This window comes from Asaia sp. W19, assembly GCF_003994335.1.
Lineage (GTDB): Bacteria > Pseudomonadota > Alphaproteobacteria > Acetobacterales > Acetobacteraceae > Asaia.
This window is the reverse complement of the sequence record NZ_PNQZ01000043.1, coordinates 78965-99175: the sequence shown is the minus strand read 5'-3', so window position 1 is coordinate 99175 and position 20211 is coordinate 78965. Positions and strand designations below refer to the sequence as shown.

Annotated in this window: 17 protein-coding genes; 16 read left to right on the top strand and 1 reads right to left on the bottom strand. The window is 61.1% G+C overall.

The window, feature by feature from the left end:
- The first annotated feature begins 199 nt into the window (after window positions 1-199).
- From C0V97_RS08695 to recQ, 16 genes are all read left to right on the top strand, one after another.
- Entirely contained in the window at window positions 200-2119 is a 1920-nt protein-coding gene (locus C0V97_RS08695; protein ID WP_127102223.1) for a peptidylprolyl isomerase, read from the top strand.
- The gene (locus tag C0V97_RS08690) at window positions 2116-3600 is read left to right on the top strand and encodes an anthranilate synthase component I family protein (RefSeq protein ID WP_127102222.1); all 1485 of its coding nucleotides are present in this window, start codon (window positions 2116-2118) and stop codon (window positions 3598-3600) included. The genes C0V97_RS08695 and C0V97_RS08690 overlap by 4 nt, the downstream gene beginning before the upstream one ends.
- Window positions 3601-3658: 58 nt before the next feature.
- Window positions 3659-4255, top strand: a complete 597-nt coding sequence (locus C0V97_RS08685; RefSeq protein ID WP_127102221.1) for an aminodeoxychorismate/anthranilate synthase component II — start codon at window positions 3659-3661, stop codon at window positions 4253-4255.
- Window positions 4256-5374 carry an anthranilate phosphoribosyltransferase gene (trpD, locus tag C0V97_RS08680; RefSeq protein ID WP_233582061.1) on the top strand — a complete coding sequence of 373 codons (1119 nt, stop codon included), beginning with the start codon at window positions 4256-4258 and terminating at the stop codon, window positions 5372-5374.
- A complete protein-coding gene (trpC, locus tag C0V97_RS08675) occupies window positions 5371-6282 on the top strand; it encodes an indole-3-glycerol phosphate synthase TrpC (protein ID WP_127102220.1) in 912 nt (303 codons plus the stop codon). The genes trpD and trpC overlap by 4 nt, the downstream gene beginning before the upstream one ends.
- A 104-nt stretch (window positions 6283-6386) precedes the next feature.
- A complete protein-coding gene (gene pdhA, locus C0V97_RS08670; protein WP_127102219.1) occupies window positions 6387-7409 on the top strand; it encodes a pyruvate dehydrogenase (acetyl-transferring) E1 component subunit alpha in 1023 nt (340 codons plus the stop codon).
- A gap of 3 nt (window positions 7410-7412) precedes the next feature.
- On the top strand, window positions 7413-8759 hold the full coding sequence (locus C0V97_RS08665; protein WP_127102218.1) for a pyruvate dehydrogenase complex E1 component subunit beta: 1347 nt from the start codon (window positions 7413-7415) through the stop codon (window positions 8757-8759).
- A gap of 12 nt (window positions 8760-8771) precedes the next feature.
- The gene (locus tag C0V97_RS08660; RefSeq protein ID WP_127102217.1) at window positions 8772-10022 is read left to right on the top strand and encodes a pyruvate dehydrogenase complex dihydrolipoamide acetyltransferase; all 1251 of its coding nucleotides are present in this window, start codon (window positions 8772-8774) and stop codon (window positions 10020-10022) included.
- 3 nt (window positions 10023-10025) lie between these two features.
- Window positions 10026-11429 carry a dihydrolipoyl dehydrogenase gene (lpdA, locus tag C0V97_RS08655; protein ID WP_127102216.1) on the top strand — a complete coding sequence of 468 codons (1404 nt, stop codon included), beginning with the start codon at window positions 10026-10028 and terminating at the stop codon, window positions 11427-11429.
- 8 nt (window positions 11430-11437) lie between these two features.
- A complete protein-coding gene (gene lipA, locus C0V97_RS08650; RefSeq protein WP_370265262.1) occupies window positions 11438-12421 on the top strand; it encodes a lipoyl synthase in 984 nt (327 codons plus the stop codon).
- Window positions 12421-12882, top strand: a complete 462-nt coding sequence (locus tag C0V97_RS08645; RefSeq protein ID WP_127102214.1) for a type II toxin-antitoxin system RatA family toxin — start codon at window positions 12421-12423, stop codon at window positions 12880-12882. The genes lipA and C0V97_RS08645 overlap by 1 nt, the downstream gene beginning before the upstream one ends.
- A gap of 130 nt (window positions 12883-13012) precedes the next feature.
- Window positions 13013-13327, top strand: a complete 315-nt coding sequence (locus C0V97_RS08640; RefSeq protein WP_127102213.1) for a hypothetical protein — start codon at window positions 13013-13015, stop codon at window positions 13325-13327.
- A gap of 406 nt (window positions 13328-13733) precedes the next feature.
- Window positions 13734-15470: a thiol reductant ABC exporter subunit CydD gene (cydD, locus tag C0V97_RS08635; RefSeq protein WP_127102212.1), complete on the top strand. Its 1737-nt coding sequence runs from the start codon at window positions 13734-13736 to the stop codon at window positions 15468-15470.
- Window positions 15467-17161, top strand: coding sequence for a thiol reductant ABC exporter subunit CydC (gene cydC, locus C0V97_RS08630; RefSeq protein WP_233582060.1), 1695 nt, complete (start codon window positions 15467-15469; stop codon window positions 17159-17161). The genes cydD and cydC overlap by 4 nt, the downstream gene beginning before the upstream one ends.
- A 148-nt stretch (window positions 17162-17309) precedes the next feature.
- Window positions 17310-17708, top strand: a complete 399-nt coding sequence (locus tag C0V97_RS08625; RefSeq protein ID WP_158625387.1) for an OmpA family protein — start codon at window positions 17310-17312, stop codon at window positions 17706-17708.
- A 57-nt stretch (window positions 17709-17765) separates the two neighbouring features.
- On the top strand, window positions 17766-19592 hold the full coding sequence (recQ, locus tag C0V97_RS08620) for a DNA helicase RecQ (RefSeq protein WP_127102285.1): 1827 nt from the start codon (window positions 17766-17768) through the stop codon (window positions 19590-19592).
- 101 nt (window positions 19593-19693) lie between these two features.
- Here the strand turns inward: recQ and C0V97_RS08615 are convergent, their stop codons facing one another.
- The gene (locus C0V97_RS08615; RefSeq protein WP_158625386.1) at window positions 19694-20176 is read right to left on the bottom strand and encodes a copper chaperone PCu(A)C; all 483 of its coding nucleotides are present in this window, start codon (window positions 20174-20176) and stop codon (window positions 19694-19696) included.
- Window positions 20177-20211: the final 35 nt, after the last annotated feature.

The window sequence follows — 20211 nt, the reverse complement described above, 5'->3', positions numbered from 1 at the left end:
CTGCTTAGCGGATGTTTTCACGCCCGATACAGGGGGGTAGGACGCTTTACGCATCATCTTCTCGTCAGTTGGATGACAGGCGCTTCCTGGCACATGGGACGGCTCCCCCGACAGCTTGGTGCTCTGACTGGTCAAGAGCGCCTTCTGGCACTATGGTCCAGCGCTTCAAACTTTGGCAAATTGCGGATCTGAAGCGCGTATGATTTCGACTTTGCGGCATTTCGTTGTCGATTCCTGGCTCGGGCGTATCATCGCGCTCCTCATTTTTCTTGCCTTTGTAGGCTGGGGCGTCGGAGATGTGATCGGCTCCTATAACGGCAGCCAGATCGACACGGCGGCCAAGATCGGCTCGCGCCAGATCGGCGGCCAGGAGCTAGCGCAGGCCATACGCAGCGAGATGCCGCGTGTCGCTCAGCAGATGGGGCTCAGCGATCCCTCCCAGATCCCGCCGGATGTAAAGCAGCAGGTCGCGCAAGGTGTGTTGCAGCGTATGCTCGCTCAAAACGAAGCGCTGGCGCTCGCTGACCGTAATGGCATGAAGGTGCCGGATGCGCTGGTTCGTAACGAGATTTTCGGCATGAGCGTGTTTCATGGCACGAATGGTCAATTTGATCGCGCCCTATTCGATCGCAAGCTGGCGCAGATACATATGACGGAGCGCGATTTACTGGCGAGGGTGCGCGACGACATTGGTGCGCGCAATCTGATCGAGGGGCTCGGCAACGGCATGATTGTACCTGCCTCGATGCTCGATCAGCTCGTCGCCTACAATACCCGTGAGCATCATATCGATCTATTGCGCATTGATAGCGGGGCGCTGTCCTTGCCCGCCGGGCCGGAAGAGGCGCAACTCCGCCGCTTCTATGATAACCATACTGCGCTTTATCGGTCGTCGGAATACCGCCACGCGAAGATCATTGTCCTCACTGCGGAGAGCGTGGCACATACGCTCACAATCCCCGACGCTGATCTCAAGCGATTCTACGACTTTGAGCTGCAGAAATACGACGTGCCGGAAACGCGAAGCCTCGAGGTGCTTACGGTTCAGGATCGCAAGGCGGCCTATGATCTGCTCTCGGCGTGGAAAGGTCAGGAAGGCTGGGAAGCGATCCAGAAACGCGATCCCTCAGCTGCAGCAGTTGCCTTCCCGAATGCTCGTGAGGCCGACATTCCAAGCCCTGAACTGGCCAAGGCTGCCTTCGCCGCGCCCTTGAATGCGGTTCAAGGGCCTATCGAAAGCCCGTCAGGCTGGATCGTATTCCGTGTGACGAGCATCACCCCACCCCACAAGACGGATTTCGACCGCGCGAAGGACGCCATTCGTGACGAGGTGGCTCGTGCTCAAGCGCCGCAAATTCTCGGCACTCGCATAGCGAGCCTGCAGGATGCGATCGCTGGTAGTGCGGATCTCGAGCAGATTCCCACCAATCTCGGCGCCATGCCGGCACAGGGCTCGCTTGATGCCCAGGGCCTGACCAAGGATGGCGAGCTGGCACCTCTGCCCGGGAGTGACGCCGTACGCAAGGCGATCATTGCGCGCATCTTCTCCCAGAAGAAGGGCGAGAAGCCATCTCTCGTAAATGGTCCCGAGAACAGCGCTTTTGCTGTGCTCGTCGATGAAATCGAGCCGGGCCACGTCAAGCCATATGAAGCGGTGCGCGAGCAGGTTGGCCATGACTGGCTGAAGGCTCAGCAACTCCATCTGGCGGATGAGCGTGCGACAACGTTGATGCTGGCGGCGCGCAAATCCGGTGGTCTTTCGCAGGCAGTTGTCGGTACGAGCGACGCCGCCGCCATGCAGAAGGACCTCGTGATTTCCCGGATGCAGAATGCAGGCCTGCCCTCTGCTCTTCTCGCACAGATTTTCGCGACGTCGAAAGGCCAGACAGGAATGATCGCGGTGGGGGATGCGCTTTATGTCTTCACGCTGAACGACGTGGTTTCGGCGAGTTCCGAGAGCACGAAGGCGCTGCGTGAGTCCCTGCGCAGCCAGTTGCAGGAGACCTTGCGCGCCGATGTGCCGGTCGTGTTTGTTCATGCGCTCGAGAGCCAGATCAAGCCTGTACCGAATATGGCGGTGCTGCAGCAGGCCCTCAAGAGCGGGACAGGGCAGGAATGACGACCGATTTCCTCACCAGTGTCGAGGCAGCCGATCTTCTGACGCCTGTCTCGGCATTCATGAAGCTCTCCTCTCTCGTGCCATCCCTGACGGGTGACGACGGAGAGACGCGACGCCCTTACAGGCTGCTTTTCGAAAGCGTTGAGGGCGGCGCTGCCAGAGGGCGCTATTCCGTTATTGCCCTGCTGCCCGATCTGGTGTGGCGCTGTACCCATGGGATCGCATCGATCAACGCGGCACCTTACGACGCGGGTTCCACCTTTGTCGACGTCGATGAGAAGCCGCTCATCTCCCTGCGTCGTCTGGTGAACGAAAACCGAGCCACATTGCCGGATAATCTGCCCACCATGATTGGCGGGATTTTCGGCTATCTCGGTTACGACATGGTCCGACAAATGGAGGTGCTGCCGGATGCCCCGGCGGATGATCTCCATCTTCCGGACGGCGTCATGATGCGTCCTGGACTTTTTGCGGTATTCGACTCGGTACGCGACGAACTTCACCTTGCGGTACCTCTGCATGAGGGGGGGCTGTCGCGCGACGGAGCAAAGGCTTTGCTCGACCGTGCTCGCCAGGCTCTGGTCACGGCCCCGCTGGAGGAAGCGCCCGTTCTTCCTCCAGGTTCTGCGCTCGATACTCCCTGCTCGACGATGTCGAGCGATGCCTTCATGGACAAGGTGCGCCTTGCTCAGGACTACATTGCGGCGGGGGATGCCTTTCAGATCGTCCCCAGTCAGCGTTTCGAGACAGCTTTTCCCCTTCCCGCATTGGCGCTCTACCGTTCCCTCAGACGGGTCAACCCCGCGCCATTCCTGTTCCTTGTCGAAATGGACAGCTTTTCGCTCGTAGGATCATCACCGGAGATCCTTGTAAGGTTACGTGAGGGCGTCGTGACTGTGCGCCCGCTTGCTGGAACACGCCCGCGCGGGACGGATCGTGAAGCCGATGAACGACTCGAAGCCGAACTCCTGGCGGACCAGAAGGAGCGCGCCGAACATCTGATGCTGATCGATCTGGGGCGTAACGACGTGGGTCGCGTCGCCCTCATGGGGTCGGTCACCGTGCCTTCGTCTTTCGTGGTCGAGCGTTACAGCCATGTCATGCACATCTCATCGACCGTGCAGGGACAGATCCGCCCGGAATGCGACGCCCTGGATGCACTCAGTGCAGCTTTTCCGGCAGGAACCCTCACCGGCGCGCCCAAGATCCGTGCGATGGAAATCATCGACGAACTCGAGGTGACGCGTCGGGGCCCCTATTCGGGGTGCATCGGCTATATTGGGGTCGATGGCGATATGGATACCTGCATCGGGCTGCGTATGGCGATCCTGAACAAGGGCCGCATGTATGTTCAGGCCGGCTGCGGTGTGGTGGCCGATAGTGATCCTGCGAGCGAGGAAATGGAAACGCGACATAAATCGCGCGCTATTTTCCGAGCAGCGGAACTGGCCGTACAGCAAGCTGCGGAGATCGGGGCCTGATGCCCCGGTCCATGTAACGGAATTTGACCTTCTCACGAGACAACGCCATCTTAGCGCCATGATATTGCTGATCGACAATTACGACAGTTTCACCTTCAATCTCGTGCACCATTTCGGTGCACTGGGCGAGGCCTGCGATGTGCGGCGCAATGATGCGCTTAGCGTCGAGGAGGCGCTGGCGCTCAAGCCTGAGGCCATCGTCATTTCGCCCGGCCCATGCTCTCCCAACGAGGCGGGTATCTGCTGCGCCCTGATCGAGGCCGCGGCGCCGCTTCTTCCTGTACTCGGTGTCTGTCTTGGTCATCAGGCAATTGGCCAGGTCTTCGGTGCGAGCGTCGTTCGCGCGCCCAAGCCGATGCATGGCAAGGTCGATGCCATCAGCCATGACGGCACGGGTCTTTTCCATGGCCTTGCGAGCCCGACCCAGGCCACGCGCTATCACAGCCTGACCCTGGCGCCCGAGACGATCCCCGATACGCTGGTCGTGAATGCCCGTGCTCAGGACGGAGTTGTCATGGGGGTGCGTCACCGTACGCTTCCGGTCCATGGTGTGCAGTTCCATCCCGAGAGCATCGCTTCGGAAGACGGGCAGATGATGCTGGCGAACTTCCTGAACATCGCCCGGAATGCGCGCCAGAAAAGACAAGCCGCCTGAATGGATATGCAGTCAGGTCGCCTCAAACAGGTCATGACGCGTCTTGCCGAGGGGCGCCGCCTGACAGGGGAGGAGACCGAGAAACTCTTTACCCTCATCATGCGGGGCGAAGTTCCTCCCGAGCAACTGGCCGCCATTCTCATGGCGCTTCGTTTGAGAGGCGAGACCGTTGATGAGCTGAGCGGCGCCGTGCGCGCCGTGCGCGCTTGCATGACGATACTGCCCGATCCGCCTGAAGATGCGATGGATGTCTGCGGGACTGGCGGGGATGGGCTGGGCACGCTGAACGTTTCCACTGCGGTCGCCTTCGTTCTCGCGGGGCTCGGCGTCCCCGTTGCCAAACATGGCAACCGGGCGCTTTCCTCGCGTGCGGGTGCGACCGACACCTTGATGGCGCTCGGTATCGAGCCTTGCCACGACCTCGAGGAGCAGGCGCGTCGCCTGCGCGACGGGCGCCTGGCGTTTCTGGCAGCTCCGCTCCATCACCCTGCCATGCGCCATGCCGCCCCGGTACGTGGCGCACTTGGTTTTCGCACCATTTTCAATCTGATTGGCCCGCTTTGCAATCCGGCTCAGGTCCGTCGGCAGATGATCGGGATCTACGATGCACGCTGGTTGCGTCCGGTCGTCGAAACACTTGCGACTCTCGGCGCCGAATGTGTCTGGGCTGTTCATGGTGAGACTGACCTGGGTGGGAGTGACGAGATTACTCTGGCCGGACTGTCCCATATCCAGGCCTGGGATGAGGGGCGCTTTCTTGAGCTGATTCTCACGCCTGACATGGCCGGGTTGCCCCATCGCCCGATTGCCGCGATTGCCGGGGGCGACCCTGCGCATAATGCCAGCAAATTGCTCGACATGCTCTCGGGTCAGGCGGGTGCCTATCGTGATACGGTGCTCCTCAACGCTGCGGTCGCGCTGCATGTCTCCGGGCGATCCTCCATTCTTGAAAATGCGATGATCGTCCCCACTCTTCTGCGCAGGAATGTCGAGCTGGCCGCTCATGCCATCGATACGGGCCTGGCGCTTTCCGCCCTCGTTCATGCCCAGCAAGGGCCTCATCACCCTGCCGAAACGGCGCATTCTCCTCACATGATCCAGACGTCAGGCTTATCATGACTGAATCCTCTGCCGCTCCTTCACACGACACGCCAGCCGGTTATCCCGATGTGCAGGTGCCGGGAACCATCGTGCAGGATGAACCCTCCCTGCCTGCGTCCGGTCTGGATATGCCGGATGTTCTGGCCCGAATCTGCGCGCGTACGCGGATCGATGTCGAGCAGCGTTCCCTGATCATGCCGCTCAAGGAAATCACGGCGCGCGCGAGAGAGGTGAACGTCCCGACACGCGGATTTGGGCAAGCGCTCAAGCAGATGGCGGCCGATCGACGCGTCGGGCTTATTGCCGAAATCAAAAAGGCTTCGCCTTCCGCTGGTATTCTTCGCCCTGATTACGACCCGGTCGGCATTGCGAAATCCTATGAGGCGGCGGGTGCGATCTGCCTCTCGATCCTGACCGAGGGCCCTTGCTTTCATGGCTCGATTGAGGACCTCAAGGCTGTCAAGGAAATCACTCCGCTGCCGATCCTGCGCAAGGATTTCATTCTTGAGCCGTGGCAGGTTCACGAGAGCCGACTGATCGGGGCAGATTGCATCCTGATCATCCTTTCGGCCCTGACGGACCCCGAGGCGGCAGAGCTGATTGCACTCGCGCGCGGACTCGACATGGATGTGCTTTGCGAAGTGCATGATGAGGCAGAGCTCAACCGTGCTCTCGCACTCGATACCTCGCTGATCGGCATCAATAACCGCAATCTGCGAACGCTCGTGACTGATCTCGACACCACGGCGAAGCTTGCCCCGCTGGTGCCGCCCGATCGCATCCTCGTTTCCGAGAGCGGTATTCGTACTCTCGAAGATGTGCAGCGCGTTGGCAAAGTCGGCGCAAGTGGTGTGCTCGTGGGCGAAAGTCTGCTGCGAGAAGAGGACCCGGGCCTGGCTGCCCGTCGCCTTCTCGGGACTCTCTAACGCACATATTAACAGCCTAGGTTGTGGACTTGCGCAACGGGACTGGTAAATACCGGTCCCAGAATTGCGCTTGGCGCAACAGTCTGGCTCAGGAGAACCTCAGCATGTCCGGCAAAGCCCATAAGGGAGCGGCTCAGCCGCTCGCTGATCATAACGGACCGATCCTGCCTTTGGAGACAGTGCGCACGGCATATCGCGATATGCTCCTGCTGCGTCGCTTTGAGGAAAAGGCAGGGCAGCTTTACGGCATGGGACTGATCGGCGGATTCTGCCATCTCTATATCGGCCAGGAAGCTGTGATCGTTGGTATGTCGCTGGCTATGAAGCCAGGCGACAAGATCGTGACCTCCTATCGCGATCACGCCCATATGCTGATGATGGGCATGAGCCCTGGCGGCGTCATGGCCGAGTTGACCGGACGCAAGGATGGTTATTCGCATGGCAAGGGCGGCTCCATGCACATGTTTTCCCGTGAGAAGAATTTCTACGGCGGTCATGGCATCGTGGGCGCGCAGGTCGCTATCGGTACGGGCCTCGCTTTCGCGAACAAATATCGCGGCACCGATGAGGTGGGCGTTGCCTATTTCGGGGAAGGCGCGGCCCAGCAGGGTCAGGTCTATGAAAGTTTCAATCTCGCTGCCCTGCACAAGCTGCCCTGCATCTATGTGATCGAGAATAACCGCTACGGCATGGGCACCAGCGTCGAGCGTTCCAGCGCCGCCGCGCATGACCTCTCCCAGATCGGCGCTCCATGGAAGATTCCGGGACGCAAGGTAGACGGCATGGATCTGTTTGCTGTGCATGAGGCGGCCCAGGAGGCCGTTGCCCATTGCCGTGCGGGTAAGGGGCCATTCCTGCTCGAGATGGAAACCTACCGTTATCGCGGCCATTCGATGTCTGATCCGGCGCGCTATCGCGACCGCTCAGAAGTTGAGGAAATGCGCCGCACACGTGATCCCATCGAGGCGCTGCACAAGCTCCTGTCCGAAAAGGGCACAACGGACGAGGCGTTCAAGGAGATCGACGCCGAGGTGAAGCAGATCGTCAATGACGCTGCGGAGTTCGCCCAGAACAGCCCCGAGCCCGATCTTTCTGAACTTTGGACCGATATTCTGGTGGAGGCGTAAGTTATGGCCGCTCCTGTTCTCATGCCGGCACTTTCGCCTACCATGACCGAAGGCACGCTTTCCAAATGGACGGTAAAGCAGGGTGACAAGATCAACTCAGGCGATGTGATCGCCGAGATCGAGACCGACAAGGCCACCATGGAAGTCGAGGCTGTGGATAGCGGCATCCTCGCGAAGATCCTGGTGCCGGAAGGCTCGGAAAACGTTGCCGTCAATACTCAGATCGCCATCATTGCCGAAGAAGGCGAAGATATCTCGGCTCTCGAAAACGGCCCTGCAGCAGCCCAGGCCCCGGCCGCACAAACCGCGGTTGAAGAGAAGGCGCCCGAGAAGCCGAAAGACCTGGTAGCGACACCGGACCGCGAATGGGGCGAGACTTCGGTCATCACGGTCCGTGAAGCCCTGCGCGACGCGATGGCCGCCGAGCTGCGCCGTGATGAAGACGTGTTCCTGCTCGGTGAGGAAGTGGCGCAGTATCAGGGCGCCTACAAGGTCAGTCAGGGGCTGCTCGACGAGTTCGGCGAGAAGCGTATCATTGACACTCCGATCACCGAGCATGGCTTTACCGGCATGGCCGTTGGTGCAGCGTTGACCGGCCTCAAGCCCATTGTCGAATTCATGACCATGAACTTCGCGATGCAAGCCGTCGACCACATCATCAACTCCGCAGCCAAGACGCTCTACATGTCGGGTGGCCAGATGGGCTGTCCTATCGTGTTCCGCGGCCCCAATGGCGCGGCTGCGCGCGTCGGTGCACAGCACTCGCAGTGCTACGCCAGTTGGTATGCCCACGTGCCGGGCCTGAAGGTAGTTGCCCCCTGGTCGTCTGAAGACGCGAAGGGTCTGCTTCGTGCCGCCATTCGTGACCCGAACCCGGTGATCGTGCTCGAAAACGAGATCCTCTACGGGCAGAAATTCCCTTGCCCGGTCGATGAGGATTTCATCCTGCCCATCGGCAAGGCGAAGATCGAGCGTGAAGGCAAGGATGTGACGCTGGTCGCGTTCTCGATCATGGTTGGCGTGGCGCTTGAGGCTGCTGCGAAGCTGGCCGAGCAGGGGATCGAGGCGGAGGTGATCAACCTGCGCACCATCCGTCCGCTCGATACCGAGACGATCATCAACAGCGTGAAGAAGACGAGCCGTATCGTCTCCGTTGAGGAAGGCTGGCCCGTGGCCGGTATCGGCGCCGAGATCTGTACGATCGCCTGCGAACAGGCCTTCGATTATCTCGATGCCCCGCCTGCGCGCGTTTGCGGTCTCGATATCCCGCTGCCCTACGCCGCCAATCTCGAAAAACATGCGCTTCCGCAGCCTGACTGGGTGGTGGACGCGGTTCGCAAACTGTTCTGAGGGGCTGCGACCATGGCTACCAATATCCTGATGCCCGCTCTTTCTCCGACCATGACCGAGGGAACCCTCTCGCGCTGGCTGAAGAAGGAGGGCGACACGGTCAAATCGGGCGATCTGATTGCCGAGATCGAGACGGACAAGGCCACGATGGAAGTCGAGGCCGTCGATGAGGGCATTCTCGGGCGTATCGTCGTTCCCGAAGGCAGTGAGGGGGTGAAGGTCAATTCTCCCATCGCTATTCTGGTCGATGAGGGCGAAGCCGTGCCGGACGCCGTCGAGGCGCCTGCTGCAAAGAAAGCCGAACCCGCACCGCAGACCGTTGCCCAGCCTGCTTCGACCCCGGCCGCTTCAGCCCAGCCCTCTCCGGCGCAGTCCGCGCCTGTCGCTGGGCCCGCAGGCAAGCGCGTTTTTGCATCGCCTCTCGCGCGCCGCATCGCGTCGCAAAAAGGGATCGACCTCGCGGCGCTCAAGGGAACAGGGCCGAACGGGCGTATTCTTCGTCGCGACGTCGAGAATGCGAAGCCCGTTACCACGGCTGCCGCGGCCGCTCCGGTGATGGTGCCCGCCGAAGCGAAGCGCGTGCCCAACTCGTCCATGCGCAAGGTCATTGCGCGTCGCCTGAGCGAGTCCAAGCAGACCGTCCCGCATTTCTATGTGTCGGTGGATATCGAACTCGACGCGCTGCTGGCGCTGCGTTCAAAGCTCAATGCGGCCTCGCCGAGCGAGGGAGAAGGCCAGTTCAAGATCTCGGTCAATGATATGATGATCAAGGCCGTGGCTCTCGCTTTGCGCGACTGCCCGGGTTTGAATGTCCAGTACACCGAAGCAGAGACGCTGCATTTTCCCGAGATCGATATCTCGATGGCAGTCTCCATTCCCGATGGCCTGATCACCCCGATCATTCGTCAGGCTGACCGCAAATCCCTGCGCGCAATCAGCGCCGAGGCGCGTGATCTGGCCAAGCGTGCGCGTGACGGCAAGCTGAAGCCCGAGGAATTCCAGGGCGGCACCTTCTCGATCTCGAATATGGGCATGTTTGGCGTGCGTGAGTTTGCTGCCATCATCAACCCACCCCAGGCCGGTATTCTGGCGATCGCCGCAGGTGAGAAACGCGCCGTTGTGCGTGGTGACCAGCTTGCCGTCGCGACGGTCATGACAGCCACGCTCTCGGTCGATCATCGCGCCGTCGATGGTGCGTTGGGCGCCCAATGGTTGAACGCGCTGCGCGATATCGTTCAAAACCCTTATTCACTGGTGATCTGAGCCATGGACAAATTCGATCTGATCGTCGTCGGTGGCGGTCCGGGCGGGTATGTCGCTGCCCTGCGCGCCGCCCAGCTTGGCAAGAATGTCGCGGTTGTGGAAAGCACGCATCTGGGCGGTATCTGCCTCAACTGGGGCTGCATCCCGACCAAGGCGTTGCTGCGTGCCTCCGAGCTGAACCATCAACTGCATAACCTGGACGAGTTCGGGTTCAGTGCGGAGAAGGTGAGCTTCGATATCGAGAAGGTGGTGGCCCGCTCACGCTCTGTCTCGCGCCAGCTTTCCCGGGGCGTGGCAGGCTTGCTGAAAAAGGCCAAGGTCAAGGTGTATGACGGCCATGCCAAGCTCGCTGGACGCGATGGCAAGGCGCATGTCGTCGCCATCACCAAGGATGGCAGTGAGACCGGCCGTATTGCAGCGCCGGATGTGATTCTAGCCACAGGGGCCCGTGCCCGCCACTTCCCGGGGCTGGAGCCCGATGGCGAACTGGTCTGGACCTATCGCGAGGCGATGGTGCCCAAGGAACTGCCGAAGCGCCTCCTGGTGATCGGGTCCGGCGCGATTGGCGTCGAGTTCGCCTCCTTCTATCGCAACATGGGCGCGGAAGTGACCATCGCGGAGGTGGCGGACCGTATCATGATTGCCGAGGACGCCGAAATCAGCGCCATGGCGCAGAAGGCCTTCGAGAAGCAGGGCATCAAGGTGCTGACCGGCGCCAAGGTCGGCCCGCTCGACAAGAAGGAGGGGACGGTCTCCACCCGGATCACAACAGCCTCGGGCACGACCGATCTTGTTGTGGACAAGGTAATCCTGGCTGTCGGGATCGTCGGGAATGTCGAGGATCTCGGTCTCGAGCAGACCAAGGTCAAGATCGACAAGACCCACATCATCGTCGATGAGTTCTGCCGCACCGGCGAGCCGGGCCTTTGGGCTATCGGCGACGTGGCCGGCGCGCCTTGGTTGGCGCACAAGGCGAGCCATGAGGGTGTGATCTGCGTCGAAAAGATTGCCGGGCACGATCCCGAGCCGCTCCATCCGCTCAACATCCCGGGGTGCACCTATAGCCGCCCTCAGGTCGCTTCCGTGGGACTGACCGAAGAAAAGGCGAAGGCGACGGGACGCAAGCTCAAGATCGGACGCTTTCCTTTCCTGGCCAACGGCAAGGCGCTGGCCATGGGTGAGCCAGATGGTCTGACAAAGACCATTTTCGACGCCGAAACCGGTGAACTCTTGGGCGCGCACATGATCGGGGCCGAGGTGACGGAAATGATCCAGGGCTATGTGATCGCGCGTACCTCCGAGTTGACCGAGGCCGAACTCAAGGAAACCGTTTTCCCGCATCCGACCATCTCGGAAACGATGCATGAATCGGTTCTTGCAGCCTGGGGTGGGGCACTCCACTTCTAGTCATGACCATGCAGCGCATCACCATCGATCACCGGAAGTCGGGCTCGCTCCGCCATCCTGAAAAGGCCAATCGGCCCGATAACCCGATCCAGCGCAAGCCAGACTGGATACGGGTGAGGGCGCCGAACAGCCCGGTCTATCAGGAGACGCGCAAGCTCATGCGCGACAACAGGCTGGTGACGGTCTGTGAGGAAGCGGCCTGCCCGAATATCGGTGAGTGCTGGTCGCAGCGTCATGCCACCATGATGATCATGGGGGAGATCTGTACCCGGGCCTGCTCGTTCTGCAACGTTACGACGGGTATGCCCAAGGCACTGGATATGGACGAGCCGCAGCGCGTGGCCGAGGCCGTGGCCAAGCTCGGGTTGCGTCATGTAGTCATCACCTCGGTCGATCGCGACGATCTGGCCGATGGCGGTGCGCTCCACTTTGCGCAGACGATTGCACGGGTGCGCGAGGCCTCACCAGAAACCACCATCGAGATCCTGACTCCTGATTTTCTGCGCAAGCCGGGGGCACTCGAGGTGGTCGTGAAGGCGCGCCCCGATGTTTTCAATCACAACATCGAAACTGTCCCCCGACTTTATCCGTCTATCCGGCCAGGCGCTCGCTATTTTCAGTCCGTGCGCCTTCTGGATGATGTGAAGGCGCTGGATGCGTCCATCTTCACCAAATCCGGTCTGATGCTGGGACTGGGTGAGGAGAAAATGGAGGTGGCGCAGGTGATGGACGATTTCCGCATTGCCGATGTCGATTTCATCACCATGGGGCAATACCTACAGCCCACGCCCAAACATGCGGCCGTAGCCAAGTTCGTGCCGCCTGACGAGTTTGAGGAATTCGCCCGCATGGCGCGTGCCAAGGGTTTTCTTCAGGTCAGTTCGAGCCCGCTGACGCGCTCGTCCTACCATGCTGATTCAGATTTCGCTGCGCTGCGTGAGGCGCGACAGAACAGGCTAAAGCAGGATGCGCTTTCGCCGGAGAGACAATAATGCCCACCCATGCCGAGCAACGGTTGATCGCTTACAGTCCTGAACAGCTTTTCGATCTCGTAGCCGATGTGGGTGCCTATCCCCAATTTCTGCCCTGGTGCGTCAAGGCCACCATCAAGTCCCGCACCGACGAGGAACTCGTTGCGGATCTTACAGTAGGTTTCGGCCCGTTCCGCGAAACCTTTACGAGCCGCGTGTCCCTCGATCGTCCCCATCGTATCCGCGTGCGTTACGAGAAAGGGCCGTTCCGTTATCTGAACAATGTCTGGACGTTCACCCCCGAGCCGCGCGGGTGCCTGGTGGATTTTTTCGTCGATTTCGAGTTCCGCTCGCGTCTGCTTCAGAATGCGATCGGGGTCGTGTTCAATGAGGGTGTGCGCCTCATGGTATCGGCGTTCATCAAGCGCGCGCGCGACACTTATGGCGTGTCGTCTCAGCCCGGCGCTGTCATCCGCGACTGATCACGCTGTCGTTTTCGATGGCAGAAGAAACTGCAACGGCTTCGTTACGTTTCGTGCTTATCGACGGGTATGAGCGTGGCCCAAATCCACGTTCACACCCCGGGATCCGCGAATTCTGGAAGGAAGTACCATGAAGTTTTCCGCTATGGGCGCCACGCTGATGGCCGCTGCTTTTGCCATCGCCACCCCCGCTTTCGCCAAGCACGCTCCGCACAAGGCGCATGAGGGCAAGTCGGCCATGCACCACAAGAAGGCGGATAAGGGTTCGGCTTCCACCGAAGACCTGAATGCCCGCAGCCTGCAGCAGGCCCAGACCCCGGTTCCGGCAACGGCCCCAGCCTCTGCTCCGACGGCCAGTGCGACTGCTCCGGCGCCCGCTCCAATGCCGATGGACGGCTCGATGAAGATGCCTGCCTCGTCCATGCCGGCTTCTTCGGGCCAGTAAGACTGCTCTCGCGTGACCTCTTGGTCACGCAGAGGAAGGCCCGGGGGCGCGGCTCGATGGTCTGACTGCCCCCTTGCTTTACCCCGTCGCGCCGCGGCGGGGTTTTGCTTTATGTGATGCGCGCCTGTTTGCCTCCGTTCCTATCGGGTCAGCAGCGGGAGTCGACGCGTTCGATTGCCGGGCGAATGGTCAGTTCTGCTGCGGTTTCGCATGACTGAATCAGCGGTCCCCGCGCCTGCTGTTTTGCGTGGAGAGAGACCCAATGGTCATTATTCCCGCTCTTTTGGTCAGCAGTTTCAAAAGCGTTGGATGACATGGTCCGGTCAGGGAAAGACGGCTTAATGTTCTGCAATCTGGGGCCGGGGTCACTACCGTTTCGCGGCGTGATTGCCTATATCCCAGCGTCATGAGCGGCGTAGACAAGAAACTGGTTCGGGCCTGGGTCCGGCAGCAAGCGGGTCCAGCCAGGCGAGCAGCCCTGCCCGTAGTGATCTCCGGATCTTTCGGTACCCTTATTGGGATCGGTCAGGCCTGGTGTCTCGCGGCCATTATTGGCAGTGTGCTTGTCGCACGTGTGCTCCCCGGCCTCGAACCTCAGGCCAGCCTTCATACGGCTACCGGACTGATTGCCGGTTTCGCTGCGCTTTCTGTGGCGCGCGCACTGTGTCTATGTGTCCAGGAGCTTTTCGCGGCACGGGCCGGGATCGTGGCGCGCGCCCGTTTGCGTCGCTCTGTTCTGGATTCCGTCATCGATATCGGGCCAGCCCTGCTGCGTCGCCAGCATTCCGCCGAGATCGCGGCGCTGCTCGTAGACCGTATCGAAGTGCTCGACGGATATTTCGCGCGCTGGCTTCCCGCCTCCATGACATGGATGCTTTTTCCGGCTCTCGTGCTGATTGCCGTACTTGCCGTCGACCCGAGGGCGGCCCTGATCCTTGCGGTTTGCGGCGGACTTGTTCCGGTAGCCCAGGCCGTGTTTGGCATCGGGGCCGCTTTGGCATCACGCAACCAGTTTCTTGCCATGGTACGCCTGCAGGCGCGCTTTCTGGATCGCATTCGCGGCGTTGCGACCATCGTGCTCGCCAATGCGACGGATCGGGAGGCCGAAGCCCTGTCGCATTCGGCTGATGATCTGCGCCGACGCACCATGAAGATTCTGCGCGTTGCGTTTCTCTCTTCCGCAGCGATCGACATCGCCATGGTCGCAGCGATAATTCTGATCGTCCTGACACAGGGACATTTCGTCCATCTCAACGGTCTGGCGGCGCCCAGTATCCAGCCCGCGCCGCATCTGACCGAGACCTTGTTCGCACTGTTTCTCGTGCCGGAATTCTTTGCGCCGTTCAGAGGGCTCGCTCTGGCCTATCAGGATCGGGCCCATGCGGCCGGGGCGGCTGAGGCGATGGAAGGGCTCGGCAGCGGATTGGCCGCTCCTGAAGACGAGATCGCGCAGGAGCGTGAATCGCCCATTCTGGTTGTGACTGTTCGCGCCGAAGGTCTCTGCTATCGCTGGAAGGAGCAAGGACCGCTCATTCTGGATCGGGTCGACTTCACCGTAACCCCTGGGGACGTCTTGCTGCTTGATGGTCCCTCCGGCGCGGGCAAATCGACCCTGATTGAATTGCTGTTGGGTTTCATCAAGCCCGATGCTGGGCGCATCCTGTTCAATGATCAGGATATCGCGACCATGAGGGGCCGTGATATTGCGCGACACCTTGCCTGGATCGGCCAGAAGCCGGTGCTTTTTGCCGGCACACTGCGCGACAATCTGCTCTTTGCGCGGCCAGACGCCAATGAAAACGAACTGGAGCGCGCCATCAAGGCAGCCTCCATTGACAGTTTCCTCGGCCATCTTCCCAAAGGGCTGGATACAGAGATTGGTGAGGGTGGATTTGGCCTGTCAGGCGGCCAAGCCCAGCGCGTCGCGATCGCGCGCGCCTATCTCAAGGATGCTCCGCTCTTGCTACTCGATGAGCCGACGGCGCATCTCGATCCCCAGACGGAGCAGGAAATCATGGAAGCCCTGCGTCGTCTTTCAGAGGGGAGAACAGTCATTCTGAGTTCCCACTCCGAAGCCATGAAAGCCTTCGCCACGGCGACGCTTCGTCTAAGCTCAGACCGCAACAGGGAGTCCCTATCATGAGCCCGATGATAGTGACGCCGGCAAGTTCCAAGGGGCAAGACAGGATCCGCGTTTCGCAGGCACTGATACGCATTCTCGTCGTCTGGAGACCTTACTATGCGCGCCTCGGTTTTGGCCTGATCCTCTCAGCCCTTGCTGCCATGAGCGGGTTTGCGCTCATGTGGAACGCAGGGATCACTGTGACGACTCTTGCGCTCGGCACGGGCATCGCTTTTGGTCTGCTGAGGCTCTTTGGCGGTGCGCGTATCGGGCTGCGCTATGCCGAGCGGCTTTTTGCCCATGACGCGATGTTCCGGGCGCTTGCCGCGCTGCGCGTCTGGTTTTTCCGTCACCTCGCAGGGGGCGCCGCAGCCGGGTTGGGGTTCCGGCGCGCAGGGGACCTTCTCAACCGGTTGGTCGGCGACATCGAGTTGCTCGATAACATCTATCTGCGTATCGCCATGCCGGCTCTGGGTATTCTGATTGCCCTGCCTGTACTCGTGGTGGTGGCGGGGCGAGAGTCCCTGAGGCTCGGCCTGTCGCTCGGGTTCCTGTTCGTTCTGGCAGGGTGTGTGATCCCGCTTCTGGCCGCACGGCGCAGCGCGCATCGAAGTCAGACGATCCTGCATGCGGAGTCCTCTCTGCGTGTGGCGGCGCTCGATCTCGCGACCGGGCTGCGCGAGGCGCGGGCCTTTTCGGGAGAGGCGCTGCTCGCCGAGCGTATCGTTGGTGAGGAAGCGCGTCTGCATGAGGCTCAACTGGTTCAGGCGCAGGCCATGGCGCAGGCGGGGGCCGTGTCCTATCTCCTTGGACAGGCAGCCCTTGTCCTGATCCTGCTCAGTCTCGTCGGTTTCCCCGGCATGACCCTCAGCCTCGTCTCGGGGGTGGCGCTCGTTTTTCTGACCGGTACGATCTTCGAATCCGTAGGGACTTTGGCGCGCACCAGCGTTCTTGCCGGGCGCGTCGGACAGGCTGCCGAACGCGTGGTGGCGATTGCCCGTGAGGACCATACGGCTGACCGAACAGGGTGTCCCGCGCCGGAGGCGGGGGATCTCGTGCTGCGCGAGGTAACCTATCGTTGGGACATGGCGCGTGCGCCGGTGCTCCAGGGGGTGACCCTGACCATACGCGCTGGCGAACATGTCGCGCTGATTGGGCCGTCGGGTGCCGGAAAATCCAGCTTTGCGGCGCTCCTGCTCAAGGTCGCTCACCCCGAGGCAGGCGAGATCCTGTTCGGCGGCCACGACATCTTGACACTGGATACCGCGTCGTTGCGCGGCAAGATCGGATGGCTTTCACAGGCGACGCATCTGTTTGCCGACACTATTCGCAACAACCTTCTGCTCGGGCGTGACGATGTGCCCGACGACCGGCTTTGGGATGCGCTCGAAAAAGCGGAGATGGCTGAGACCGTACAGGCCTTGCCCGAGGGGCTGGATAGCTGGGTGGGTGAGGGCGGTGCGCTGCTCTCCGGTGGTCAGGGACGCCGTATTGCCCTGGCGCGCACCCTGCTCCAGGACGCACCGATCATGGTGCTCGACGAGCCTGCCACCGGGCTCGATTCAGCAACCGAGCGCGCCTTTCTCAAGACCCTCGGACGGTCCATGCAAGGGCGTACAGTCATCCTGATCGCGCATCGCCTGACCGGGGTCGAGAGACTGGACAGGGCCTGGCGACTTGATGAGGGCCGAGCATTGCCTTTGCCGCTTTGAGATAGGGCCTGATCGCACTGTGCAGGCACGTAGACATTGCGCGCTTGTGTCCGGCAGGGCGAGGTGGGTCTGCTTGACGGAAAGAGTGTCACACGGCAGTGACAGAACCACGGAACCGTGGCTGTCACGGCGATTCGAAAAGGAAATAATGATGCGTCGTCTGCCAGTGATGTTGTCGGTTTGCGCTTTCGCCGGGCTTACTGCCTGCACCGGCACGGGCGATCGCGATCGCTATCCGGTATTCTTCGAACCCGCCTCCACGACCATTTCTCCGACAGCCCAGAGCATCATCGACAAGGCGGCTTCTGACGCGCGCGCGAGCCACGCCAAGGTGGTTGAGGTGATTGGCCATGCGGGTGCCCGTGGCAATCTCTCTACCGACGAGATGCTGTCAGTCGAGCGCGCCAAGGTCGTTGCCGCCGCGCTGACGAAGTCCGGTGTGGATGGCGCCCAGATCACCCAGATCGCTCGCCCGCCTAAGAACAACGAAGATGCACGCGTCGCTTCGCGCGTCGTGACCATCGAAATCGACCCGTCGACCCCCTGATCTAGACCGGATATCGCCTGACTTTTGACTGTTCCTGATGCCCCTGAAACCGGTCCCATTGCAGAGGCCGGTTTCCCTCATGACGAGACGCCCGATGCGGTTCTGCACCGAGTCTTTGGCTTCTCGTCCTTTCGAGGTCAGCAGCAGGATGTGATTGAGGCGGTGATGGCGGGGGAAGATGTCCTCGTCATCATGCCCACGGGGGGCGGCAAGAGCCTGTGCTATCAGGTGCCCGCCCTCTGCAGGTCTGGAATGGGCATTGTCATCTCGCCCCTGATTGCCCTGATGGACGATCAGGTTGCGGCGCTTCGCCAGCTCGGTGTCAACGCAGCAGCCCTCCATTCGGAGCTCGACCCGTCCCGCCTGGAGCAGATCCGCAACGATTTGCGCGACGGACGGCTGGATATTCTCTACATATCTCCCGAGCGTCTCGTCTCGCCGGGCACGGCCCGCTGGCTCGCGCGCAATCCGGTCTCGGTGCTCGCGATCGACGAGGCTCACTGCGTGTCAGCATGGGGGCACGAGTTTCGGCCGGAATACCGTGCCCTCGCAGATCTTCCGAGCATTTTTCCCGGCGTTCCGCGTATTGCCCTGACTGCAACGGCTGATTCACGTACTCAGGATGATATCCTTCAGGCCTTGGGCATGCCCGAGGCGCATCGGCTGACCTCCAGCTTCCATCGCCCCAATCTGTTCCTCGCGGCCTCGCCCAAGGGATCGGAAACGAAGCAGGTTCAGGACGCGCTGGAGCGGCACAAGGAAGATGCCAGCATTGTCTATTGCGGCAGCCGCAACCGCACGGAGCGCATGGCCAAAAGCCTGAGGGAGCGCGGCTTCAATGCGCTTCCGTTCCACGCCGGGCTTTCCTCGCAGGAGAAACACGCGACGCTCATGCGCTTTCGCAGCGGCGAGCCCATGGTGATCGTGGCGACGGTCGCCTTTGGTATGGGAATTGATCGCCCTGATGTGCGGTGCGTCGTCCATCTCGACATGCCTGCTTCTCCGGAGGCCTATTATCAGCAGATCGGTCGTGCCGGGCGCGATGGCGCCCCGGCGGACACGCTGCTGCTCTATGGCGGTGAGGATATGGCCCGAGCCCGATACTGGCTGGAGCAATCAAACGCCCCGGAGACGGAGAAACGCGTCATGCAGGCGCGTCTCGAGAGCATGATCGCGCTTACCGAGACGGTCGGCTGTCGTACTCAGGCCCTGCTCGCCTGCTTTGGCGAACCACTGGACGGTCCCTGCGGTCATTGCGATAATTGCCGCAGCCCTGCGGAGACATTCGATGGGACGGAGGCTGCTCAGAAGGTTCTGTCGGCCATATACAGGACCGGTCAGCGTTTTGGCGCGGTCCATCTGACCACCGTATTGCGTGGCAAGCTCACTGAAGCCATCGAGCGTCACGCACATCAGCATCTGACGGTATTCGGGGTTGGCAGGGAGCACTCCGAGCAGTGGTGGCGCGGTGTTATCCGCCAGCTTATCGCACGCGGCGCCATTCGCATGAGCGGCGAGCACGGCACGCTTGGGCTTGATGTCGAAGCTGCCCGGCCGATCCTGCGTGGCGAGGAAAAATTGCGTCTCCGCGTGGACCCGATCAAGGCTGCTGCGAGCGCGGGGCGTTCCCTGCCAGCGTCTACGGTGATTGATTCTCTGGATGAGGATGAGCGCAAACGTTTCGAAGCCCTGCGTCGCTGGCGCCGCGACGAGGCGCGTGAGCAGGAGATTCCACCCTATGTGATCTTCCACGATGCCGTTCTGAGTGAGATTGCGCGCGAGAATCCCGACAGCGTCGAGGCGCTGTCGGATATCAAGGGCGTAGGTGCCTCGAAACTCAAACGGTACGGCGATGCAGTGATCGCCGTGCTGGAAGAGGGCTGAGATAACGCCTTCAGCCTGGGCAGTTGGCTCAGAATGACACCCCGGCCTCAATCGCAGCCTCTCGGGTTTTCGGGCGGGGGGCTGCGAGACCGTCCGGGGAGTTATTCTTTCAGCAGGAAGGTCACTGTCGCGGATGTGCCGCCCAGGAAGTTGAAGGTCAGCGGAATTGACTGCCCCGGCTTCGGCCCGTCCGGGAAATCACGACAGATCAGGTGATAGCCTCCCTCGGGGAACACCATCGTCATCTCGGCAGGGATCGTGAAATGTGAAAACAGATTGGCTGTGTGGCTGGTCACTTCCTGCTCGCTGTGAAAGGCCTCGATGGCGCTGCAATCGGGAGAACTGACCCCCGAGATCAGATGCGCCTCGTGTCCCTTGTTGACGATGGTGAAATAGGCAGCGGCCAGACCGGGGAAATGCGGCGCGCGTCGCATCCAGCCTTCGATCGTGATGTCGCGATTGGCGTTTTTCTGGCCCGGAAGGTTGTTATCATCCGTCTGGGCCAGCGCCACGGATGGGAATGACGCGGCACCTGCCATGCAAACTGTCACGAGAGATGCCAGAATAGCTTGCACTCTTGTCACTGATACGCTCCTTTCTGCGCCCCCGGCCACGGGTC